Consider the following 23,735-nt stretch of genomic DNA (forward strand, 5'->3'; position numbering starts at 1 on the left):
TATCCTGAAAATTCAAAATTATATTTACAAACAAATGCTCTGACTAATACGATTAAGAAGGAATGGGAAAACATTCCTAAAAATACATTAAAGGAGGAGAAGGAAATGGTGAAAAAATTTTTTATTAACAAGGAAAAGGAAGAGGAAAGGCATGAAGTAACGTAGTCAAGGAGGATAATTTGATGATCCAAGGTACGGACACGATTAAAATTACTGAGTATGATGAGGGCCATGCAGCAGGTATCGCCAAAATGTGGAACCTTAGCCGCGATAGCTGGGGCGGGGATACAAGCGTCATGACTGAAGAACAGGTGAAAACAAAGGAAGCCAATAACGGAAATATTGCTTTATATTTAGCTATGGATGGCGAAGAGGTAATCGGTTACTGTGGACTATCAGAATATAAGGAGGATACAGGTTCATTATATATCCCGCTTCTAAATGTGAGGCCTGATTATCATGGACGAAAAATAGGAAAGCTGCTCGTTTTAAAAGCGCTTCAAAAAACGATAGAATTGGGTTGGCCTCGTTTGGATTTATATACATGGCCAGGAAATGTAAAGGCTGTTCCACTTTATAAAAAATGCGGGTTTTTCTGGGAGGACAGGGATGATACCACCCATTTGATGAATTTTATCCCGGCCGTCCATCAAACTCCGCTGCTAAAATCGCTCCTAAAAGATCTTGATTGGTATAAGGACAGTGTGAGAAAAATTGAGGTTAAGCCTGATGGTGTCAAGGAAGATGGCTTTACTTTTTATGAGTATGAATGGAGTAATGAACAGACATCTGCGCGAGTTAGGTTTGAGAAAACCGGCAGGGGAATCAGTTTAATAGAGACAGAGAAGTATTTTCTTGAACTAACCATGAATAGTCATGAAACAATAGAAAATGAAACCCAGAGTTTCCTGCTGAAGTTTGTGAATAAAACTGGAAGACCTGTTTCTTTTAGGGCAGCAGGAGACAATCATGGCAGAATAGAGTCAGCTTATTCATATGAGAAGCTGGTTGAAAACGAGGCGGCTATTAATGGTCAGTTAATTGTTCATGAAGGAGAGGAACCAAGTGTATGGAAAACTCACCCTTCCATGGGGGTAAAGGTTTGGGTGGATGGAGAAGAATGTGAACTGCGCCTTGGTTTGCTTCCCAAGCAGCCTGCCAAAATAACCGGCGGTGCAAAAGGAAACCTGCGTTTTCTAATTCAGGAAGCGGAACTGGAACTTGAAGTGGAAAATAACCTGAAAGAGGATGCTATATTTTGCCTATCGGTTCAGGAGGATGAGCATGTTTCATTAAATCAATGTGATTATTCCATAAAACTTCTTAAGAATGAACGGAGGCTTATAAAAGTACCTTTCATTGTGAAAAAGTATGGCTTTTATCAGCCGGAGATCGATATTACAGTAAAGAAAAAAGATGGAAATGAGCTGACTTTTAAAAGCAAAGCAGTTGGTGTTCCCCTTAAGAGTTTTGGGCAGAAATTCGGCGGGGAATCAAAAGATTATTGGCACATCTGTAATGGAATCTGCCAGGTAAATATCAGGAAATTGGATTATAAAATTACTGCAGGCCGGAACGAAAATGTAAATCAGCATTTCGCCTTCTTCGTTCCTAAACTGGGCAAGCCATATTCAACCGAATTTTCAAAGGCACAGCCTGAAAGTGCAGTTTGGTTTACAGATGAGACAGCGATAACCTTCAAACTGGTTTTCCGTTCAAAAGATTTCCCTGGAATACTTGTCTCTATGTATACGTCTTTATATGGCGAAGGAATCGTAAAAACATGGGCTGAACTAAACAATAAAGGGGAGATATTTTCTGATAACTTATCTTTCAATCAGCCTCTATATCATGAGAAGCACCATACCTATTTCCCTCTCGACAATCAAGTTGTAGAGTTCTCGAGTGTCAAAGACCTTGAATTTGGGGAGATTTCTGCAAGCAATTTGACGGAAAATTGGTATTTCTCCACAAATATAAGAGAACCGATTGGATTTTGCTGGCCGAAAAACGCCAAGGCCCACCCGGATGGCTGGCAGTTTTATTATGAGTATGAAGTGGGGAGCATCAAACCTGGTGATCGAGTTAAATTGGAACCGGCCTATTTATCAATAGGCGCTTTTCAGACTTGGGAGGAGCTGCAGGCGTTCGCCAATATGGCTGTTCAAAAGAAAAACAAGGGTGTGCAGAATGAAAAAGCGCTCATTATAAATGGAGGCAATCCTGTGGCAGCCGATCTGGAAAAAGTGAAAGTCACCTTGAAAACACACCGTTCAAGCTATCTCAACGGCAGTATTGAGCTTTTCCTAAATAGTGATAAAAAACAATCCGCAATTGTAAATCAAAAAGAGGAAATGATAGATTATTCAGCGAAGTTGCCTATTAGAGGGGCAGCCCCTCTATCAATTGTGAAAGCTAATTTGAATATGGATAGTGAAAGAAAGCAGCTATGTGATCTGCTTCTTGTGCCTTCGGGTGATGTCCGTACGTTTACGGAAAAACAGGTTGGCAACACTGTTTATATGATGGACAATGGAGTCATTCGTTTGAAAGCAGCACCAAGTTTTTATCCCGGACTTTTTTCGCTCGCCTATCAGGAGCAGGAATGGCTTGATACCTCATTCCCTGAAAAAGTTGCTAAAGGCTGGTGGAATCCATGGGCTGGGGGCATGAAGACAGTCCCTTCTCAAATGAGTGTTTTTTCTTTATTAAAGGAGGATATTGCTGCAATATTTACAAATATTAAAGACTCCCATGGAAATGAGTGGACAGCTCTTGCCCTGCGGACAAAAGTTATTCAGCATTCCCTGTGGAAAGGTCTTGATTACACCCAGTACTTTGCGCTGCTGCCGGGGGTGCCGGTTATGGCGCATTGGGTAAAAGTGGCTGATTCAGGCGGAAAAACGTTCTTAAATGAGAAATGGATTACAGATCTATTTTTGTCAGGCGATTCTTTAACAGATCTTACTCTATCAATGCTAGATAAAGGTACTGAGTCAAACTATCAAGCTGGAATTGAGGAGCAATCGTTCACGATGGAAAACGGCGCTTATATTTCAAACTGCCATGGACATGCAAAAATGTATGTGGCAGGGAGTCATGATCGTGAATACCTTGGGGCTTACATGAACAAAGAAGCTTTTCAGATTATTTCTGAACGGCAAGCAATCCCTATGGCAAAACCCGGATATATCCTATTTGATGAAAGAAGCATCAGCGGAACAGTGCTTAAAAGTCTGCATAATCTAGAATTCCATTAGAAGGAGAAATCATGAAAGTCATAGATGCACATATTCATTTTTCCGATATTAAGTCATTTCATCAAACAGCAAAGGAGCTGTCTATTGTAGATTATTCGTTAAAAGGACACCAAGTAGAGATTCAAAGAGCGAATGTAGTTCTTAGCATTGCAATGGGCCTAACGGAAACAGATCAAATGGGCTTTCCTGACTACGCAGCAAGGACACCAATGGGTCTAGATCTTGATGCAGCCATACCGGATCATATCGTTTACTGCCCGGGCATAAACCCATATGATTTGAATGAAGCAGCACTTAAAAGATTGGAGATGGACCTGCAAAAGCCCAATGTAGTAGGGATTAAAATTTATTTAGGCTATTACCCTTATTATGCGTATGATGAGGTCTATGAGCCAGTGTATGCCCTTGCGGAAAAATATAGTGTTCCGGTTGTTTTTCATACTGGAGATACTTATTCTGAAAGAGGGCTCCTGAAGTATTCCCATCCTTTGGCGATTGACGAAGTCGCAGTAAAACACCGTAATGTGAATTTCATGATGGCCCATTTTGGGGATCCTTGGACCTTGACGGGAGCTGAAATTATTTATAAAAATTCCAATGTCTATGCAGACCTATCCGGTTTGATTGTAGGAACCGAAAAAGAGCTGAAAAAACGCAGCGAAGGTCGATTTTTGGATCATCTCCGACATGCTTTGGTTTTTGCCGATTCTTATGATAAATTGCTTTTTGGGACCGATTGGCCGCTTGCACCTATTGGGCCATATATTGATTTTATTAAAGGGCTGATCCCGGAGGAGCATCATGATGATGTTTTTTACAACACTGCTATAAGGGTTTTTCCAAAGATTAAGCCATTCCTGCCATAATGAACAGAGGCTGGGGTGAATGAATTTGTTCGCTGCCAGCCTTTCATATAGTCTTATTTACATACATACATGAATAAATAATTAAAAAGGGGGCGCTTAAATGGCAAAAGTTGCGTGGGTTACCGATAGTACCGCATTTTTAAATGATGATTTAAGGAATCATCCGGATTTGTATCAGATACCAATGACAATCATTATGGATGGCAAAGAATATACCGATGGTGTTGATTTAACCTCTGAAGAGCTTTATGCGCGTTTGAAGACTCTAGAAACTCCCCCAAAAACATCTCAGCCTGCGATAGGGGCTTTTCAGGATTTATATGAAAAGCTGAAGGAAAACTATGATTATATTATTGCAGTCCTTGTATCCGCTAAGCTGAGCGGGACTGTTTCATCAAGTGAACAGGCATCTCAGCTGGTTGATATACAAGTGTATAGTGTAGATTCCAAAATTCTATCATACCCTTTAACCAGAATGATTTTAAAAGGGATGGAATGGACAGAATCAGGAATGGAAGTTGAAGAAGTTATAAATAAGCTTGAGATGCTGCGGGATACAGGTGAAACGTATGTGCTGATCGGAAGCCTGGAACAGCTTCATAGAAGCGGAAGGATGTCGGGCGTCCAATTTTTCCTGGGAAGCATGTTAAATGTAAAACCGATTATCTCTGTCCATGATGGTGAACTTAGTGTCAGGGAAAAGGCCAGAAGCGAGAAGAAGGCAAAAGAAAAAATTGTGAAGCTGCTAAGGAACGCGCATGAAAAGAAACCGCTGAAAGAGGTTTTTATTCTATATGGCTTGCATCCTGAAGAAGCAGAAAAGTGGAAAGAAGAGCTTCAAGAAGAATTTCTGAATATTAAATTCGGCTGCTACTCTTTGGGGGCTACAATTGGAGTGCATGCAGGGGAAAACACGCTCGGAATCAGCTGGTTAAATGGCCTTGACTGACAGTGAGTGAACTGTTTAATAGAAACCTGGTTCAGAGAAATCTTTTAAAATGGTTTCTTGGACCAGGTTTTTATGCTTGCTGCCTAGGTTAATGGTTTATTCGCTAATTCTCATGATCTTTATTCGCAAGTTATGCCTGGTTTATTTGAAGATTCCTAAGTTTGTTCGCATATTCTTCAGTCTTAATGGTAATGTCCATATTTCGGCCCACAAGTCTAAGGATATGGAATAACCTTGGCAATGTTCCTTTTTCTCGACTAGTGTTAAAATGGACTGTGGAGTTTGAAAGCAGGTGAAGATTAATGAATAACAAAATCATACATATAACAGAAAAATTTGTCCGGAATACGCTAGGAGAAGATTCAACCGGGCATGATTGGCATCACATCGAACGGGTGCGAAAAAATGCACTTTACATAGCTGAAGAAGAGCAAAGAGGCGATTTGTTTATTATTGAGATGGCAGCACTGCTTCACGATATTCCTGATGAGAAGCTTAACGCATCAAAAGAGGCAGGGGAAAAAAAGCTTTCCGATTTCCTGCTGGCCTTGGAAATAAAAAAAACAGCCATAGCTAGAATCAGTGAAATTATTTATTCTATTTCCTTCAAAGGCGGAAAAAACACGAAGCTTTTAAGCCCGGAAGCAGAAATTGTGCAAGATGCGGACAGGCTGGACGCTATCGGAGCTGTAGGGATTGCGAGAGCCTTTGCATATGGGGGCAAGAAAGGGCAGGTAATTTACGATCCGGGCTTAGAAAGCAGAAATGAAATGACGGAAGATGAATACCGGCATGGAAAATCATCATCCATCAACCATTTTTATGAAAAACTCTTAAAGCTGAAAGAAAGGCTGAATACAGATACAGCAATAAAAATGGCAGAAGAGCGTCACCAGTTTATGGAGAAATATTTGCAGCAATTTTATAAAGAATGGAATGGTCAAGCATGAAAATGATCTCTGTGGAGAATGTAACAAAAACCTATGGGGAAAAAGAACTTTTTAACAATATTTCTTTTACAATCTCCGAAAAAGAAAGAGTTGGCCTTATCGGTGTAAATGGGACTGGGAAATCTTCACTGTTGAAGGTTATTGCCGGAGTTGACCAGCCAGACTCGGGTGAAATTGTTACTCCAAAGGATTATACAATTTCCTATTCTGCCCAGCAGCCTGAACTAAATTATGAACTGACAGTACTTGAACAAGTTTTTGCCGGTAATGCCCCTATCCTGGTATTGCAGAGAGATTATGAACTTGCCCTTATGCAGCTAAATCAAAATCCCGAAGACTCAGCTATACAGGAAAGACTTTATGAACTTCAAAAGAGAATGGATGCGCTGAATGCCTGGGAAGTAAACACAGATGCTAAAACGATTTTAACAAAGCTGGGAATTGAAGATTTCAGCAAAAATATCGGAGAGCTATCGGGCGGGCAGAAGAAAAGGGTAGCCCTTGCACAGGTGCTGATCCAGTCACCTGACTTATTGATTCTTGATGAGCCCACAAATCATCTCGATTTTGAGTCTGTCAAATGGCTTGAAGAATATCTCGGGCGATACAGGGGAGCACTTTTGCTGGTAACCCATGACCGTTATTTCCTTGATCGGGTGACAAATCGAATGTTTGAACTCGAAGGTGGAAATCTTTACAGCTACAAAGGCAATTATGCGGCTTTTTTGGAGGCTAAGGCAATAAGAGAAGAAAATGAGGCCGCGACTGTCGAAAAGCAAAAAAACCTCTTTAGAAGAGAACTTGAATGGATCCGTAGAGGGGCAAAAGCAAGAACAACAAAACAAAAAGCCAGGATCCAGCGTTTCGAGGCACTCGATAGCCAGCTTGCTTCTGTAAAATCCTCAGAAAAGCTTGATATGTCGTTAAGCGGCAGCCGGCTGGGTAAGCAGGTCTTTGAATTGGAGTCCGCTTCAAAAAGCTACGGCAGCCAGGTGATATTGGATCAGTTTGACCTCTTGGTAAAACCAGGAGACCGTATTGGAATCATTGGCAGGAACGGAAGTGGAAAATCCACGCTGCTTAACATCCTGGCAGGAAAGATTCCGCTTGATTCCGGTGAACGGATCATCGGCCAAACAGTGAAAATCGCTTACTACACCCAGGAAAGCGAAGATATGGATGAAACTAAACGCATGATCGAATATTTAAAGGAAACAGCCGAGGTAGTGGAAACCTCTGATGGCAAAACGATATCTGCCGCCCAAATGCTGGAACGCTTCCTGTTTCCGTCCTTTACGCATGGTACTCCAATCCGAAAGCTTTCAGGAGGAGAAAAACGGAGGCTCTATCTCCTGAAAATCTTAATGTCTGAACCGAATGTACTGCTTCTCGATGAGCCCACTAATAATCTTGATACCCAAACATTAACGGTTCTTGAGGATTATTTGGAGGATTTCCCGGGAGTAGTCATAACGGTATCCCATGACCGTTATTTTCTTGATAAAGTTGCCGATCAGCTTCTTGTTCTAAAAGGCAAAGGGAAAATTGATTCTTTTTATGGAAATTACAGTGAATTTCTTGAAAAAGAAAACGCGAAGCCTGTTCAGGAAAGTATACCTGCTGATGAAAAGCCAAGAGAAACCAAGCAGAAAAAGAAGAAATTGACTTATATGGAGAAAAAAGAATGGGAAGAAATTGATAGTAAGATTGAGAAAGTCGAAAGCAGATTAGAAGCCATAGCCTCTGAAATGGCCAATATAGGCAGTGACTTTGAGAAAGCACAGACTCTTATGGAGGAAGAAGCTAAATTAAATGATGAGCTGGAGCACTTAATTGAAAGGTGGAGCTATCTTTCAGAAGCAGCGGAAAATGAATAAGCAGTTCGATAAGAGGCTCGGGGCTAATGCTCCGGGTTTCTTTTCATTTCTTAATGAAAACAGATGAAATGCTACTCGATTTTTCTTGTGTTAAAATATAACCAGTTACCAACGTGAAAATACTAAAAAGGGTGATACTTTTGAAGATAAAGGCAATTGAACCAACCCCAAGTCCCAATACAATGAAAGTTATTCTTGATGAAGAACTTCCGATGGGAAAAAGCAATAACTATAAAAAAGATAAAAGTGAGGGTGCTCCTAAGGTCATTCTGGATATCCTCCACATAGAAGGAGTAAAAGGCGTTTATCATGTTGCAGACTTTTTGGCAGTTGAAAGAAATGCCAAATATGACTGGAAAGAACTGTTGCCTCAAGTCCGATCTGCATTTGGCGAAGATGTAGAAAATGAAAACAGCGATGAAACAAAGATTGATGAGCACTTTGGAGAAGTGCAAGTGCTCATTCAAATGTATAAGGGAATTCCGATGCAGGTCAAGCTAACCGATGGTACGGAAGAAAAACGCTTTGGCCTGCCTGAAAACTTTATTAAAACAGTATCAGAAGCTCAAGATCCAGCTGATAATGTTGTGATGGTCCGTAAGTGGAAGGAATTCGGCGTCCGTTATGGCGACTTTGAACAGGTCGGCCATGATATTGTTGAGGAGCTTATGGCAGCCTATCCCGAGGAGAGGCTCCAAGCACTTGTCCAAATAGCTAAAAGTCCGGAAAAAACAGAGGAAAAGCATGCCCGTCCGCGATTAAAACTTTCGATTGAAGACCTTGACTCTCCTGATTGGCGAGTCCGCTATCAAAAATTTGAACAAATGGAAGATCCTGCAGTGGATGATCTGCAGGTCCTGGAAAAAGCCCTGAATGATGAAAAAGCTTCGATTAGAAGGCTTGCAACTGTTTACCTGGGCATGATAGAAGATAAAAAAGTCCTACCTCTTCTATACAAAGCTTTAAAGGATAAAACGGTAACTGTAAGGCGTACTGCTGGAGACTGTTTATCAGATTTGGGCTTTAAAGAGGCGATGGATGCCATGAAGGAAGCATTGCAGGATAACAGCAAGCTTGTCCGCTGGCGTGCAGCCATGTTCCTTTACGAAGTGGGAGATGAGAATGCCCTTCCTGCTCTCAAGGCGGCTGAGGATGATCCAGAGTTTGAAGTAAGCATGCAAATCAAACTGGCAATTGAAAGAATCGAACATGGTGAAGAAGCAAAAGGTTCAGTATGGAAGCAAATGACTAAATCACGTAAACAGGAAAAAGAATAAAAAGTTAAGGCCGCTCGAAAGGTACACACACCGAGGAGCGGTTTTTTGCTATTTTCTTGCACGGACTGCTGTTTTACCCTTTTAAAGTAAAAAATTATATTAAATTAGTGAAAATTATTGAAATTGTTTGAAAAAAGGTCTATATTGAAAAGAAAATATTTGGGGGATTCACATTAAACAATCCCATAGAGTAATAGTTTTTGAATCTAGGGTAAATTGGAGGTTTTACATACTATGTCTGATACACAGATGAGAAGTGACATGATTAAAAAAGGAACGGACCGTGCCCCGCACCGCAGTTTATTGCGTGCTGCCGGCGTAAAGGAAGAAGATTTTGGGAAACCATTTATTGCAGTGTGCAACTCTTATATAGATATCGTTCCAGGGCATGTCCATCTGCAGGAATTCGGAAAAATCGTTAAGGAAGCTATTCGCGAAGCGGGCGGTGTCCCGTTTGAATTTAATACAATCGGGGTTGACGACGGGATTGCTATGGGTCATATCGGAATGCGTTATTCCCTGCCAAGCCGTGAAATCATTGCTGATTCACTGGAAACAGTCGTTTCTGCACATTGGTTCGATGGAATGGTTTGTATTCCGAACTGCGACAAAATTACACCAGGTATGATGATGGGTGCTTTGCGTGTCAATATTCCTACTGTTTTTGTCAGCGGAGGCCCAATGAAGGCCGGAGTAGATTCAAGCGGCAAGCCTTTATCCTTAAGCTCTGTATTTGAGGGAGTTGGTGCCTATGAGTCTGGGAAAATCGATGAACAAAAGCTGCAGGAAATAGAACAGGTTGCTTGCCCGACATGCGGATCATGCTCCGGAATGTTCACTGCCAACTCCATGAACTGCCTTGCTGAAGGCCTTGGTCTTGCATTACCTGGAAACGGGACAATTCTGGCTGTATCAGAAGAACGTAAAGAGTTTGTTAAACGTTCTTCCAAGCAATTGATGGAGCTTATCAAAAAAGATATCAAACCACGCGATATTGTTACCATTGATGCAATCGATAACGCGTTTGCTTTGGATATGGCGATGGGCGGCTCAACCAATACAGTACTTCACACTTTGGCATTGGCACATGAAGCCGAAATTGATTACCCAATTCAACGCATTAATGAAATTGCCAACCGGGTGCCGCACCTTGCTAAGATCGCGCCTGCTTCGGATTATCATATTGAAGATGTGCATAATGCTGGAGGTGTCAGCGCCATCATCAATGAATTGCTAAAAAAGCCTGATGCTCTAAATGGAGACTGTCTGACAGTAACAGGTAATCCGCTGCGCGAGAATGTTGCCGGCAGCGAGATTTTGGATAAAAATGTGATCCGTCCATTGGATAATCCGCACTCCGAGCGCGGTGGTCTCGCTGTATTATTCGGAAACCTGGCGCCGCAAGGTTCCATCATTAAAGTCGGTGCAGTTGATGAATCTGTCGGCGGCTATCATAGAGGACCTGCTATTTGCTTTGATTCCCAGGAGGAAGCTCTTTCCGGAATCATTACGGGAAAAGTACAGGAAGGCCATGTTGTCGTAATTCGTTATGAAGGCCCTAAAGGCGGGCCGGGTATGCCTGAAATGCTTGCCCCTACTTCCCAGATAGTCGGCCGGGGTCTGGGTGCGAAAGTTGGCCTGATCACAGATGGCCGATTCTCCGGTGCATCCCGCGGCATCAGTATCGGACACATTTCTCCTGAAGCAGCAGAAGGCGGCCCGATTGCTTTTGTTGAAAACGGAGATATCATAGAGCTTGATTTAAACAACCGGACGATCAACCTGGAAATTTCCGATGAGGAATTTGAAAATCGGAAAGCTAATTGGAAGGGTTTCGAGCCAAAGGTTAAGAAAGGCTACCTGGCACGATACTCCAAGCTTGTTACCAATGCCAGCACAGGCGGCGTGATGAAAATATAAATTGCTAAAGGAAGCCAGTCTTTTTGGACTGGCTTTTTGCTGTTAAGGGCTTTGGCCGATAAATGTATAGATTTGGCCGATAAATAGTCTTGTATGGCCGATAAAATATATAAAATCTTTTAAAACTGGCAAGAATTTAGATATTTAAGCCGTTACCCCATTTGGAAATTTTTAATTGTTGTTCCTAAAATCGTTTTATTAACTAAATCGGTGAAAAAGGCACCTTATAAGGCGAGTTTTACTCTTTTAACAGCAGAATCATAGTTGAAGCAATTAATAGCCTAATAGGCAGCCTCGAAAAATTGCATTAACGTGAGTGATTATAGTATGCTTACTTTACAAAATGCAGTAGCAGTAGAAGGAGGCAATAAATATGTCAATGGCGTATGAAGAATACATGAGACAAATGGTCAAGCCAATGCGTGAAGAGCTTGTACAGGCAGGATTTAAGGAGCTGACAACGCCTGAAGAAGTAGAGCAGTTTATGGAAGGCCTTGAAGGTACAGCGCTTGTTGTGGTTAATTCTGTATGCGGATGTGCAGCAGGTTTAGCGCGTCCTGCAGCAACGCAGGCAGTTTTAAGAAGCGAAAAGAAACCGGATCATTTAGTAACAGTGTTTGCAGGCCAGGATAAAGAAGCAACTGCGAAAATGCGTGAATACTTTGAGGGATATGAGCCTTCATCTCCTTCAATGGCCCTTTTAAAGGGGAAGGAAGTTGTTCACTTCATTCACCGCTATGATATTGAAGACCATCCAATGGAAGCAATTATGGAAAATCTACTGGCGGCGTTTGAAGACAACTGCTGATTTATTAAGGTATATTTTTTTAAAGGGGTGTCAGCTGGCACCCTTTTCTTTGTAAATTTTATTGGCTGTTTTCGCAAAGTTTGTTGCTTACAAACTAGTTTTAATTACTGAGTTGATTGGAGCGGAAGGCACTTGATCCTCGAAAATGCATTCGCATTTTCTTCGTGCGGTGCTTATTCGGGAGGCTTATTCAATGTCCTGCGGGAAGAGAGGGAGCGGGAGACCCCGCAGGCGTGAAACGCCGAGGAGGCTCCCGTTCCTCCCCGCGGAAAGCAAGTGACTGGAGCGGAAATCAACGAGCAAGCTTTATAGTCTAAAAACAACAATCTATATGAAAAGAGTCATTTTATTATTAAAAGCTATTTAATAACTTTTGCACTCCGTTGATTGGAGCTAAGGGCGCGAGACTCTCGAAAATGCATTCACATTTCCATTATGCGGTGTTTATTCGAGGATGCTTATTCAAAGTCCAGCAGGAGAAGCGGATCAAACAGGCTTAGTGCTTGATGAGCGTCGGACCGTCCGCGGTTCGCTGAGTTTCTTGAAGGGAAATCAACGGGCAAAGTTTATAAGCAAAAACAACAATCTATGAGAAAAGAGTCTTATAAAAAAAGAGCCAGGTGAACTCGATTTGATAATTACAACTGCAGGACGGACCAATCAGGAAATGAAGGAAAAGGCCAGAAGAATTGCTGCCGAATTGGACGCAGAATATATTGACAGAAATAAAAGGTCCGTGGGAGCCATTCAGAAACAAGTGCAGGATGATTGCATTGTAGTGGGGAAGGAGCGCCTTGAGCTTTTTCCAGTGGGTGAAAACCAGCCATTCTTTTTCCACCCCAATTCAGCAATGTTTAGAATAAAGCGACTGATAAAGGGAGAAAGTGATCCTTTTCTTCAGGCAGCCCGACTTCAGAGAGGCAAAAGTATGCTGGACTGTACGCTTGGACTTGCCTCTGACAGTATTATGGCGAGTTATACTGTTGGTCAAGAAGGGGAAGTAACAGGGTTGGAGGGCAACCGTTACCTCGCTTTTCTAGTAGGAAATGGGCTGAGGCAATGGGAATCAGGGTTGGAATCAATGAACCAATCAATGAGGAGAATCCACGTTAAAACCACAAACTCTTTTCCTTATTTGGAAACGCTTCCTGATAATAGTTATGATGTAGTCTATTTTGATCCGATGTTCGAAGAAAGTATCCTTGAGTCAGATGGAATCAAAGCTCTCAGCCGATTTGCTGTATATGCAGACCTGTCGGAGGAAATGCTTTTTCACGCAAAGAGAATTGCCAAAGAAAGAGTTGTATTGAAAGACCATTTTAGAAGCTCCAGATTTCAGCAATATGGCTTCAGAGTTTATAAAAGAAAAACCTCCAAATTTCATTTCGGTGTCATTGAAAAATGAAAAAGGTGCCGAGTTTACGGCACCTTCACAGTTAATCAGCAATGGCCAGATAAACAAAATAAGCCATCAAAAGTAAGCTTGCAATAACAAAGACAAGAGACCAATCCATCCTGATTTCCCCCTTTTTCTTCTTCTGAACTCGTATAAAACGATTTGTTCCTTATTATTCCCGCTTTATTGCTTTGTAATCACATGATACTTATTTTTCACTATATATCTATTGTTTTAAAAACCGAAAAATGAAATCAATTTTCATTTGCTCCCAAAAGCAGTATAATAGAAAAATAGAAAAGAGATACATAGTGAGGACAGATATTATGAAATTCCCTATTTCAAAAAGAATGGCATCTTTTCAGGAAAGTGTCTTTGCGGAGTTGGCGCAAATTAAGAATTCTAAACTTTCAGACGGAATTCCGATGATTGACCTTAGCATTGGCAGCCCTGATTTGCCGCCGCCAAGTTTTATTACAGATGAATTGGCTAAAAGTTCGCTGAATCCGGATTTATACGGCTATTCTTTAACGGGTACAAATGAGTTCCATTCCTCGGTCTGTGATTATTATAAGAGTAACTTTGGAGTATCCCTTGATCCTGATTCCGAGGTGCTCCTGTTGATGGGTTCCCAGGATGGACTTGTGCATTTGCCTATGGTTCTCTGTGATCCCGATGACTATATTCTTGTACCAGATCCGGGATATACAGCCTATGCTGCAGGTGCAGGCATGGCTGGGGCTCAAATGTATTCTATGCCGCTGAAAAAGGAAAACAAGTTTCTTCCTGATCTGGGTGAAATTCCTGAAGAGATCCTTATAAAAACAAAGTTAATGATATTAAATTTTCCAGGTAACCCTGTTCCCGCGATGGCTACTGAGGAATTTTACCTTGAAGCCATTTGTCTTGCTAAAAAGTATAACTTTGTTATTGTGCACGACTTTGCTTATTCGGAGCTTTACTATGAATGCAAGCCGCTAAGTTTTTTGTCTGTAGAAGGGGCCATGGAAGTCGGGCTGGAAATGAATTCCCTGTCCAAAAGCTTTAACATGGCTGGCTGCCGGGTAGCTTATGCGGCCGGAAATAATCAGCTGATTACAATGCTGGGTAATTTCAAATCCAATTTGGATTATGGAGTATTTCTGCCGGTTCAGGCTGCAGCTTCTAAAGCGTTAAGAGATCGAATCGGGCTTCTTAAATAGCTTGAGGGATATTTACAGGAACAGAAGAGATGTTTTGGCAGAGGGTTTAAATGAAATCGGCTGGAATGTCAGCAAGCCAGAAGGCTCTATGTTTTTATGGGCAGAGGTGCCTGGGCCATACAAGTCCAAAGAATTTGCAATTGAATTAATTAACCGGGCGAATGTTGTGGTAACACCAGGCAATGCCTTCGGCGAGTGGGGAGAAGGATATGTGCGAATTGCTCTGGTTCAGCCTGAAGAAGTTTTGAAACAGGCTGCAGCCAATATCGGAAAAAGCGGTATATTGAAAGAAGTCCGTGCTTAAAGGGAAAGGTGGATGAAAAGAATGCCAAAATGGCTTAGAAAATCCTTTGTTGTGCTGGTAACCATTTTAACCTTTGGCATGGTTACACCGTCTCAAGCTTTACTTTATGAAAATACGAACCAGTTAAAGGCTTCTAAAGCATCAAATGTTGAAAATACAGATGGAAGTGCGGAATCTTCTGCTGAAGAAGACCAGTTTATTGATAAAGAAGTCTTTATCAGGCAAATGGTCAAAGAAGCAGAACTGCAGTCATATGAAAAATTCGGAACAAAAATTGGCCCGGTTATTGAAGATGAGTTCAATGAAGTTATTCTTCCGAAAATTGAAAAAGCCATCCAGGATGTGACCGTTCAATTTCCTGAAGAAAGCATGGCACACTTAATGGTTACTGAAACCCCTGGGGGTGGTTTATCCGAAAAGATCTTTCATATCGCCAATAGCCAAACGAATGAAGACGTCATCCGCTTCCATGTAAGAAGAGACCATCCGCCTCAGCAGGGCTATTGGTTTAATTTCCATTATCATACACATCATGACAACTTTCAGGCTCATCACGAATTAGGGGCAATTTATTGGGACAAAAATACTCCTCCAAAATGGATGAGTTAAAAGTTTGAAATAAATTTCATATTATGAAAAAATAATTTTATGGATTATGAAACTTTCCATAATATCTACCGTATATACATTTATTCTATTTAATGGAGGTTTGATTGGAAATGGCAGTAAGCTTATCAAAAGGACAAAAAGTGGATTTAACAAAAACAAACCCTGGAATGACTAAAGTAGTAGTCGGTCTTGGATGGGACACAAACAAATATGATGGCGGAAATGATTTTGATTTAGATTCTTCCGTTTTCCTTCTTGGAGATAATGGAAAAGTAACCTCTGAAAGCGATTTTGTTTTCTATAACAACACAACTGGTGCTGGCGGGGCTGTTGTACATACTGGCGATAACCGTACAGGTGAAGGGGCTGGCGATGACGAGCAGGTGAAAATTGACTTGGCGAATGTACCTGCAAGCGTTCAGCGCATTACTTTTACTATTACGATTCATGATGGTGAAGCACGCAGCCAAAACTTCGGACAGGTGTCCAATTCTTATGTGAGAATCCTAAATGAGGATTCAGGTGAAGAGTTGATCCGTTATGACCTTGGTGAAGATTTCTCTATTGAAACAGCACTTGTAGTGGGTGAATTATACAGACATAATGGAGAATGGAAATTCAGTGCAATTGGCAGCGGATATCAGGGCGGCCTTGCTGCATTGGCAAAAGATTTTGGTTTACAGGTTGGGTAATTAAGAGGTATATTTGCATAATCAGGCTCGGCAATGCCGGGTCTTTTATACGGACAAATACATGGGGGGAATAATACAAGAATGGAAGTTTTAGAGGCAATTCTGAATACTTATGCCGCATTTTTTGACTGGGAGATGTGGGTAAAGGCTTTATCCAATCCTGTTAACTGGGGGTTAATTGGTACACTAGTTATTATGGAAGGCCTTTTGTCAGCAGATAACGCATTGGTTCTTGCGGTTATGGTTAAACATTTGCCGGAGGAAAAACGAAAAAAGGCTTTATTCTATGGTTTGCTGGGTGCTTATATTTTCCGTTTCATTGCAATCGGAATTGGTGTATACCTCATTGAATTTTGGTGGGTTAAAATTATTGGTGCGGGTTACCTGGCCTGGTTATCCATCAAATACTTTATAGACAAGAAAAAGGGTCTGGGCGAAGAGGAAGAAGATATTGAAGGCATTAATCAGAAAGGCCTTCTAATCCGTTTATTCGGCCCTTTCTGGGGAACAGTTGCAGCTGTTGAGCTGATGGATATCGCATTCTCTGTTGACAGCGTATTAGCAGCTTTTGGGATCAGCCAGGAAATTTGGGTTCTGCTATTAGGCGGAATGCTTGGCGTATTGATGATGCGTGGAGTTGCCGGAGTCTTCTTGAAGCTTATTGATAGAATACCTGAACTTGAGACTGCAGCTTATGTATTAATTTTAATTATCGCAGCAAAGATGCTTTTAGGCGTATTTGGTGTTCATGTGGAACATGTTCATTTCTTTATTCTTCTGCTTGTTGTATTTGGAGGAACATTCATTGTTCACTACAGAAACAAGAAGAAAGCCCAAGAAACTGCCAATTAACTATAAAATAAATATTCATAACTAACTATCAGCAAAAGGGATCAGACACATGTCCGCTCCCTTTCTTTTTATCTTTTTTTGCATAAAAGGGGTAAAATGTATTGGATTTTAACCTATATAAGAAAGAGTTGAGCAGCAAAAATGAGACTATTTTCCGATCTCCCGGATGAAAAATTAAAACAGGTCTTTTATAAAAAACCTGGATATTTTAATAAAAGATCCGATAGGGATTTGTTGGCATACTCGCTGGGTGCAACCTTATATATGCCGGCAACGAGGCCGAATATTCATCAGGATCTCTCTCAAAAAAGCATTCCGGCCTGACCTCCATGGTCATTTGCCTGGAGGATGCAATAGGGGATGATGAGGTAGAAAGAGCAGAAGAACTGCTGTCTGCAGAGTTGGAAAGCCTCAGTTTGGATTTGGCAAAAGGCCTATGCCACGAAGAAGACCTCCCTTTAATTTTTGTGAGAATTAGAAGCTTTGAGCAGCTCCTCAGATTAAAAAGGAAAGTTCCTAATGGTTTGCATCTCTTAACAGGATTTGTGCTGCCCAAATTTTCTCCAGCAGAGGGAAGCAGAGTCTTAAGCGAAATTAATAATCTTAATAACAATGGTTATTGCTTATATGCAATGCCGATTCTTGAGACCAAACAGATCATACAAAAAGAAACCAGGCTTCAGGAGTTAATCGGCATTAAAAAGGTTCTGGACCGGTACGAGAATTTAATACTCAATGTCAGAATTGGAGCTACTGACTTTAGCGGCCTGTACGGTATCCGCAGAAATTCGGATACGACAGTTTACGATATCGCGGTGATTAGGGATTGCATTTCCGATATCATTAACGTTTTTTTGCGCGCTGACAACCCGTACGTCATTTCCGGCCCTGTATGGGAATATTTCTCATCAAAGGAACGTCTTCTTAAGCCACAGATCAGGCAGACTCCTTTCCGGGAACGGCTGGGGCAAGATGGAATCAAGATGCGCACTGATTTGATTGATAAGCATATGGATGGGTTAATTAGGGAGATAGCCATGGATATCTCGAATGGACTGACTGGTAAAACCATTATTCATCCTACCCATATTCGGCCTGTACAGGCTCTTAATACGGTTACTCTAGAAGAGTACCTTGATGCAAAGAGCATTGTGGACCAGGCAGATGGAAAAACTGGTGTGATGAAAAGCTCTTATCAAAATAAAATGAATGAAATTAAGCCTCACTTGTATTGGGCTAAAAAGATATTGTTAAAATCTGAAATTTACGGGGTGCTGCATGAGGAATACACATACATTGACATTCTCCAAAACGAAACATTCACTTCAGATCCTCAACTCGTTAAGCGTTGAGATAGATATTACAGACAATCCATATGAGATTCCTGCAGAGGACTTATTTGTTATGGCCGCGAGAATTAACAAAAAAAGATCCTTTTTGTTTGTCAGCAAAGTTCTCGGGAAGCATATTCCGATTAATCCGCAAATCGGGCTTCTGACTGGCGAACTCCTTGCCAACCGTTATATGGAAAAGGTTAAGAATAAAGAGACTGGAAAAACTTTTGAGCTTCTTTCTGCATTTAGGAATGGCACAATGGCCTATAACACAAGACCTTTTATTGATGATGATGAAAGACCAGTTATTATTGGATTTGCAGAAACTGCAACCGCTCTCGGACATGCTTTTTTCCAATCGTTTAATAAAGCGGATTTCTTTCATACTACGAGAGAGGAGCTTGTGGACAAGGATTCTGTTATTGCATTCGAAGAAGAGCATTCCCATGCCACTTCTCACCGCTGCTATATTGATGAAAGCCTTTTGGATAATAAAAGGGAAATTATTCTTGTCGACGATGAAATGACTACCGGAAAAACAGCCATAAATATCATCAGGTCCATACATGAGAGATTTCCTAGAAAAGTATATACTGTTGTATCTATTTTGGATTGGCGTTCTGATAAAGATCATAAAAGTTTTGATGATCTTGAAAAGGAATTGGGTATCATCATCAATAGCGTTTCACTTCTAAAAGGCATCATTCAGGTAGTGGGCTCACCTGATATAAGTGAAGTTCATGTAAAGCCTGGAACGGACAAAATTTCTGCTGTCATTTCATATATTTATATAAACAAAGAACTCCCGAATCTGCTGAATCAGGCAGCCTACCCATCATTAACACTAGGTGGAGATATTAGGCATGTCCCTTATGTAAAGGAATCCGGCCGGTTTGGAATGGATGCGGAAGGCCAGGCCAGGCTGAACCAGTCACTAGAGGAGATTGGGCAATATCTTTCCAGTAAACGGGATGGCCAGAACACGTTATGTTTGGGAACAGGGGAATTTATGTATATCCCGATGAAACTAGCGTCATTTATGGGTGAAGGTATAAAGTTCCACTCCACAACCCGGAGCCCGATATTTGTAAGGAATGAAGAAAATTACGGTGCTCAATATGGACTTTCTTTTCCAAATCCTGAAGATCCTGATATGTCACAGTTTGTATATAACATTCCTGAAGATCGCTACGATGAATTATTTCTATTCTTTGAGAGAGAGGTATCTCGTACCGCACTTGAACCTTTCATCAGCAATTTAAAGAGCTGCTTTAAACATATTAAGATCGTTTTCTTCAATGGAGGTGAATCAAATGACTAGAGTTGTAGATCAAAAGAATCAATTTGGTTCATATAGTGAAAATGATGTCGTTTTTTTATTAAAGGATTTAAGCAGTTTTTCTCTTGAGGGGACAATTGAGCAAAGGGAAAAGAATATTCAGTCCGGTCAGCATTACAGTGAGACACTCCCGATTGAGTATCAGCCTCCCGAGAATTACTTGAAGGTTTTTTGGGAAACACTTGAAGAGTACAAACGAAAAGTAGCTTTGTGCACAGGCATTGTTTCTGAACAGATATGGAGACAAAAAGGTAAAAATACCATTTTAGTATCATTAGCAAGAGCAGGCACCCCGGTAGGCATTTTAATAAAGCGGTATCTTTCTGAAATTTATGGGGTGAACCTGCCGCATTACAGTATATCAATTATCCGGGACAGGGGTCTTGATGAAAACGCAATTAAGCATATTTTAAACTCTCACCCTGGAAGCAATATACAATTTGTTGACGGCTGGACCGGCAAAGGGGCTATTTCGATTGAATTGACTAAGGCTTGCAAGGGGTTCTATGGGACTCATGGGGTTATGCTGGATGATACATTAGCCGTACTTGCAGATCCAGGGCATTGCACAACTCTTTATGGGACCAGGGAAGACTTTTTAATTCCAAGTGCCTGCCTAAATTCTACGGTTTCCGGGCTGGTAAGCAGAACTGTTTTAAATCATAACTTAATTGGGCCTGGTGATTTTCATGGTGCCAAATATTATAAAGAACTTGAAAATGCCGATGTTTCGAATGAATATCTTTCAGTTGTGGGAAATGAGTTTCAATCCATTAAGCAAGAAGCTGCAGAAACAGCTGCAGTCCTGATGTCAAACCCAGGGGAAGCAACCTTTCAGGGAATGAAGGAAATCCGGGAAATTAAAGAAGAATTTAAAATTGAATCAATTAATTATGTAAAGCCTGGTGTTGGAGAAACAACAAGAGTTCTTCTCAGAAGGCTTCCATGGAAAATTCTTATGAAAGATCCGGAGAGTCCGTATGTCCGCCATATTGTAATGCTGGCCAGGGATCGCAATGTGGAGATTCTCCATTATCCCAACATGAGTTACACCTGCTGCGGCTTAATTAAAAAGGCGGGGAAAGAGCAATGATGATGTTTGCATCGGATTTGGACAGAACGCTTATTTATTCAGACAGAGCCCTCGCTGATTTAGGACATCCTGGCAAAGGCAGCTTAGTAGCGGTTGAGCGCAACGAGGGAAAGGAAACCGCCTTCATGACTAAGGAGGCACACGAGAAATTAAAAGAGGTCAGCTCTCAAATCCTCTTTGTTCCTGTAACGACCAGAACGTACGAACAATTTAACCGGGTATTTATTTTTCAAGAGGACTTTCCTGCACCATACGCTGTTACATCGAACGGAGCGAAAATTCATTTAAATGGAAAGCCTTTGGAGGAATGGACGGGGATAGTCCTGGACCGTTTAAAGACCGAATGTGCAATTTTTGAGGATATGATAGAGAAAACTAAAGGGTTTGAATTGGATGGTACACTTAAAACAGCAGATAATCTTTTCTTTTATTATATCTTGAATGAGAAACTAACAAGTGATGCAAAAAGCATTATAAGCAATCTGGCTGAATCATTTGGCTGGAGAGTCTCCGTGCAGGGCCGAAAGCTTTATTTTATGCCTAACCCAATATGTAAAGGCGAGGCAGTAAAGTTTATTAAGGACCGGGAAGGAATAAGCTCTGTTTATGGAGCGGGGGATTCAGTGCTTGACCATGATTTTCTGCAGTTTTGCGATTATCCATATGTTCCGAACCATGGGGAGCTTGCCAAAAATAAAGCACTTTGCCTCCCATATAAAATTTCCAATAACACGGGAGTTAAGGCCGGTGAAGAAATTCTGGCTGACATCTTGAACAATATTAAGCAAAAAATTTAATCCGGCTGGTCCCCCAGCCATTTTTTTAAAGCCAAAAACAGGCAAAGCCCGAACGAATATGCCCCTATAAATATCAAGCTTCCAATAGCAATTGATTGATGCAGGGAAAAAGTAAGCATTGCCAGAAGAAAAGACCAAAAAAAGACATCCATAAAAACAAAGGCACTTGAACACAAAACATTTTTAATGATTTCCAAATCGTCCTCTATACCTCGGTATCTTGCTCTTCCAAAAAGCAGCCTCATACTGACTCACCTTCTTCTGCGGGGTACTCCAATTTATGCGGGGACGGGAAAAAAGGTGAAAGCGGCTATTTAGGTTTATAATTTATATTCATGTGCAGGCAGCGATGATTTTATCGAAAATGAAACTTTTTTCTCTGTTGCTCCGTAAAAGAAAGTGAATCTAATTTAGAAATAGCATACATACCTATGATATGATGGTAATAAGTTTACATATTTCTGCCGGCTTTTTTAGTCAGCAAAGGCGCTTTCGTGGAAAGGCGCCGGTTTACTAGTTTTAAATAATGCTAAGCCATCTTTCGCTCATAGAGGGAAGGGATATAAATGAACCCATCATATAATCAAATAAAAGCTCACATGCTGCAGGTTACATATGAAAACTGGCTTTCACAGCTGAAACAGACCAATCAGGAGAGAGAGAAATTTTTTGAGGAACAGTATACCCTTCATATAGGACAAATTGTTGCCCGTTTTCTCGGAATCCCCCTGGACGAAGATGATTATTATAATCGGCTGTTTGATCTTAATCATACAGAAAGTGCAGGCCTGCTCCTTTTAAGTGAAGACCAACTTGATAAAACCATTAATAATCAGCAATTTCAAGCGATCCAAAAGGTGCTGAATATTAACCGCGAGCAAAATTTATCCATAAACCGATTTGCTGCTTTTCTCGATGGTGAACAGCTGCTGATGAAATCTCCAGTACCTTCATTGCATAGAAAAATTAGAGAAGCAATGATCAAAATGCTTCAGCTGTTTTCTGAAAATGAACCGGATGGTTTAAAGAGCCAGGAAATTCGCAGGGTACTGGTGGATGTCATTAAGTGGTCCTTTAACCACCTGGGACAAGAGATATTGGAAACTGATCCAGAAAAAGCCATGCCTAAAATCCTATGGTATGGGGATGGGAAAAAGAGCCATTTGTATTTTTTATACTACTTGTTAAGTCTGGGCTGCGACATTATTTATTTTTCTCCATCGGGCGAGGATCTTCTTGCAATGATGGGTACTGACATTCAAGAGTCATTTGTTCATCATTATCCTGAGAAGAAGAAGCCGGAGCCGTTTCCGAAAGAAAAAAGGAGAAGAAGCGCAACAGTTGCCTACAGAGCGTCAAGGGAGATAGAAACAATTCTGAACCATGAGGGTTCAGGATTGTATAAACCATGGCAGCTCCGGGATTACACACCTTCTTCAGTCACACTAAAAACCACCTATGATGAATTATTTATTTTGATAAAAGAGAAGGCCATGATACGGCCCAATTTTGAAGTGAAAGAAGGGCGGGTCAACATTCCTTCTGTTTTCGCAAAAATTCAAGGTGTAAGCAAGAATCGGAAGGAGTACTGGGATCGGATACAAACGATAAGCCAGTATGAGCAAAGTTTATTGATTCGAAGGTTTCCTTTCACAAACAGCGTTAGTAATGATTTTCGGTTCCATTACCGAAATGCTTTGGATAGCGAAGGGCTGCTTGATCCTGAAAAAATGGCAGCTGCCCACTATTGGAAATATCAGCATCTGCCTGCAGGGCTGCAAAGCGGAATAGCGATGGCGATTAGAAATATCTGTGCCCGCCCATATTTAAAGCCCCTCCCCCAGGAATCGGAAGAGGAGCTGAAAATTTATCTTTTTACCCAGAGCATGCAAATTCCGCCCAGCATATTAAAGCTCATGCAGCAATTTGATTATTCTCAGGACGTGCCAAAGCTCATTCTTTACAATAATGAGCTGAATGGGACCATGGTAAGAACGGATGCCGCTCTTTTATTGCTGCTCAATCAGTTTGGGCTGGATATTGTGTTGTATAATCCCCCGGGCCATAACGATATTGAAAATTTCATTTCTGAAGGTTTATATGATGTCCATTGGCTGGAGGATGTTGTATTTGAGCAGGAATTTAAAGAGCCTTCTTTTTTGAAGAAGGTCCTCTTTCAAGGATTATTAAAAAATTTAAAGGGTGATTGA

17 protein-coding genes and 2 pseudogenes are annotated in these 23,735 nt (G+C 41.1%); 18 read left to right on the forward strand and 1 reads right to left on the reverse strand.

The genetic code is table 11. The features are described from left to right. Positions 1-182: 182 nt before the first annotated feature. The 17 genes and pseudogenes from AC3ZVC_RS12605 to AC3ZVC_RS12685 all read left to right on the forward strand — a co-directional run bounded on the left by AC3ZVC_RS12605 (position 183) and on the right by AC3ZVC_RS12685 (position 21,525). The gene (locus AC3ZVC_RS12605; protein ID WP_490063615.1) at positions 183-3,260 is read left to right on the forward strand and encodes a GNAT family N-acetyltransferase; all 3,078 of its coding nucleotides are present in this window, start codon (positions 183-185) and stop codon (positions 3,258-3,260) included. A gap of 11 nt (positions 3,261-3,271) precedes the next feature. Beyond that, on the forward strand, positions 3,272-4,126 hold the full coding sequence (locus AC3ZVC_RS12610; protein WP_490063616.1) for an amidohydrolase family protein: 855 nt from the start codon (positions 3,272-3,274) through the stop codon (positions 4,124-4,126). Between the two features lie 100 nt (positions 4,127-4,226). Beyond that, positions 4,227-5,075 carry a DegV family protein gene (locus AC3ZVC_RS12615; protein ID WP_490063617.1) on the forward strand — a complete coding sequence of 283 codons (849 nt, stop codon included), beginning with the start codon at positions 4,227-4,229 and terminating at the stop codon, positions 5,073-5,075. 302 nt (positions 5,076-5,377) lie between these two features. Continuing rightward, positions 5,378-6,025 carry an HD domain-containing protein gene (locus AC3ZVC_RS12620; RefSeq protein WP_490063618.1) on the forward strand — a complete coding sequence of 216 codons (648 nt, stop codon included), beginning with the start codon at positions 5,378-5,380 and terminating at the stop codon, positions 6,023-6,025. Next, positions 6,022-7,902, forward strand: a complete 1,881-nt coding sequence (locus AC3ZVC_RS12625; RefSeq protein ID WP_490063619.1) for an ABC-F family ATP-binding cassette domain-containing protein — start codon at positions 6,022-6,024, stop codon at positions 7,900-7,902. The genes AC3ZVC_RS12620 and AC3ZVC_RS12625 overlap by 4 nt, the downstream gene beginning before the upstream one ends. 140 nt (positions 7,903-8,042) lie before the next feature. Then, positions 8,043-9,179, forward strand: coding sequence for a conserved virulence factor C family protein (locus tag AC3ZVC_RS12630; RefSeq protein ID WP_490063620.1), 1,137 nt, complete (start codon positions 8,043-8,045; stop codon positions 9,177-9,179). 249 nt (positions 9,180-9,428) lie between these two features. Next, positions 9,429-11,099, forward strand: coding sequence for a dihydroxy-acid dehydratase (gene ilvD / locus AC3ZVC_RS12635; RefSeq protein ID WP_490068920.1), 1,671 nt, complete (start codon positions 9,429-9,431; stop codon positions 11,097-11,099). 373 nt (positions 11,100-11,472) lie between these two features. Next, the gene (locus AC3ZVC_RS12640) at positions 11,473-11,907 is read left to right on the forward strand and encodes a BrxA/BrxB family bacilliredoxin (protein WP_490063621.1); all 435 of its coding nucleotides are present in this window, start codon (positions 11,473-11,475) and stop codon (positions 11,905-11,907) included. Positions 11,908-12,538: 631 nt separating this feature from the next. Continuing rightward, on the forward strand, positions 12,539-13,312 hold the full coding sequence (locus AC3ZVC_RS12645; RefSeq protein ID WP_490063622.1) for a class I SAM-dependent methyltransferase: 774 nt from the start codon (positions 12,539-12,541) through the stop codon (positions 13,310-13,312). Between the two features lie 317 nt (positions 13,313-13,629). Next, positions 13,630-14,809: pseudogene (locus AC3ZVC_RS12650) on the forward strand (LL-diaminopimelate aminotransferase). 21 nt (positions 14,810-14,830) lie between these two features. Then, a complete protein-coding gene (locus AC3ZVC_RS12655) occupies positions 14,831-15,418 on the forward strand; it encodes a YpjP family protein (RefSeq protein ID WP_490063623.1) in 588 nt (195 codons plus the stop codon). Between the two features lie 110 nt (positions 15,419-15,528). Beyond that, positions 15,529-16,110, forward strand: a complete 582-nt coding sequence (locus AC3ZVC_RS12660) for a TerD family protein (RefSeq protein WP_490068921.1) — start codon at positions 15,529-15,531, stop codon at positions 16,108-16,110. An 81-nt stretch (positions 16,111-16,191) separates the two neighbouring features. After that, positions 16,192-16,962: a TerC family protein gene (locus AC3ZVC_RS12665; RefSeq protein ID WP_490063624.1), complete on the forward strand. Its 771-nt coding sequence runs from the start codon at positions 16,192-16,194 to the stop codon at positions 16,960-16,962. Positions 16,963-17,103: 141 nt separating this feature from the next. Then, positions 17,104-18,314 (forward strand): annotated as a pseudogene (locus AC3ZVC_RS12670) (HpcH/HpaI aldolase/citrate lyase family protein). After that, positions 18,241-19,617, forward strand: coding sequence for a phosphoribosyltransferase family protein (locus AC3ZVC_RS12675; RefSeq protein WP_490063625.1), 1,377 nt, complete (start codon positions 18,241-18,243; stop codon positions 19,615-19,617). Before AC3ZVC_RS12670 ends, AC3ZVC_RS12675 begins: the two are co-directional and overlap by 74 nt. Continuing rightward, positions 19,610-20,728, forward strand: a complete 1,119-nt coding sequence (locus AC3ZVC_RS12680) for a cysteine protease StiP family protein (protein ID WP_490063626.1) — start codon at positions 19,610-19,612, stop codon at positions 20,726-20,728. Before AC3ZVC_RS12675 ends, AC3ZVC_RS12680 begins: the two co-directional genes overlap by 8 nt. After that, the gene (locus AC3ZVC_RS12685) at positions 20,725-21,525 is read left to right on the forward strand and encodes an HAD family hydrolase (protein WP_490063627.1); all 801 of its coding nucleotides are present in this window, start codon (positions 20,725-20,727) and stop codon (positions 21,523-21,525) included. Before AC3ZVC_RS12680 ends, AC3ZVC_RS12685 begins: the two co-directional genes overlap by 4 nt. On the opposite strand, the gene AC3ZVC_RS12690 is transcribed toward AC3ZVC_RS12685, so the two are convergent. Next, positions 21,522-21,770 (reverse strand): hypothetical protein, encoded by a 249-nt coding sequence (locus AC3ZVC_RS12690; RefSeq protein ID WP_490063628.1) that lies wholly within the window; start codon positions 21,768-21,770, stop codon positions 21,522-21,524. The two genes, AC3ZVC_RS12685 and AC3ZVC_RS12690, sit on opposite strands and share 4 nt — an antisense overlap. Positions 21,771-22,091: 321 nt before the next feature. Here AC3ZVC_RS12690 and AC3ZVC_RS12695 point away from each other — a divergent pair, with 321 nt between their 5' ends. Next, positions 22,092-23,735: a YceG family protein gene (locus AC3ZVC_RS12695; RefSeq protein ID WP_490063629.1), complete on the forward strand. Its 1,644-nt coding sequence runs from the start codon at positions 22,092-22,094 to the stop codon at positions 23,733-23,735.

This window comes from Cytobacillus sp. C11.1, from assembly GCF_058145115.1.

Coding starts and splice junctions, on each gene's coding strand:
- AC3ZVC_RS12655 (WP_490063623.1), top strand. CDS start 14,831: ATGCCAAAATGGCTTAGAAAATCCTTTGTTGTGCTGGTAACCATTTTA.
- AC3ZVC_RS12675 (WP_490063625.1), top strand. CDS start 18,241: ATGAGGAATACACATACATTGACATTCTCCAAAACGAAACATTCACTT.
- AC3ZVC_RS12665 (WP_490063624.1), top strand. CDS start 16,192: ATGGAAGTTTTAGAGGCAATTCTGAATACTTATGCCGCATTTTTTGAC.
- AC3ZVC_RS12605 (WP_490063615.1), top strand. CDS start 183: ATGATCCAAGGTACGGACACGATTAAAATTACTGAGTATGATGAGGGC.
- AC3ZVC_RS12615 (WP_490063617.1), top strand. CDS start 4,227: ATGGCAAAAGTTGCGTGGGTTACCGATAGTACCGCATTTTTAAATGAT.
- AC3ZVC_RS12685 (WP_490063627.1), top strand. CDS start 20,725: ATGATGATGTTTGCATCGGATTTGGACAGAACGCTTATTTATTCAGAC.
- AC3ZVC_RS12695 (WP_490063629.1), top strand. CDS start 22,092: ATGAACCCATCATATAATCAAATAAAAGCTCACATGCTGCAGGTTACA.
- AC3ZVC_RS12690 (WP_490063628.1), bottom strand. CDS start 21,770: ATGAGGCTGCTTTTTGGAAGAGCAAGATACCGAGGTATAGAGGACGAT.
- ilvD (WP_490068920.1), top strand. CDS start 9,429: ATGAGAAGTGACATGATTAAAAAAGGAACGGACCGTGCCCCGCACCGC.
- AC3ZVC_RS12625 (WP_490063619.1), top strand. CDS start 6,022: ATGAAAATGATCTCTGTGGAGAATGTAACAAAAACCTATGGGGAAAAA.
- AC3ZVC_RS12660 (WP_490068921.1), top strand. CDS start 15,529: ATGGCAGTAAGCTTATCAAAAGGACAAAAAGTGGATTTAACAAAAACA.
- AC3ZVC_RS12610 (WP_490063616.1), top strand. CDS start 3,272: ATGAAAGTCATAGATGCACATATTCATTTTTCCGATATTAAGTCATTT.
- AC3ZVC_RS12680 (WP_490063626.1), top strand. CDS start 19,610: ATGACTAGAGTTGTAGATCAAAAGAATCAATTTGGTTCATATAGTGAA.
- AC3ZVC_RS12620 (WP_490063618.1), top strand. CDS start 5,378: ATGAATAACAAAATCATACATATAACAGAAAAATTTGTCCGGAATACG.
- AC3ZVC_RS12640 (WP_490063621.1), top strand. CDS start 11,473: ATGTCAATGGCGTATGAAGAATACATGAGACAAATGGTCAAGCCAATG.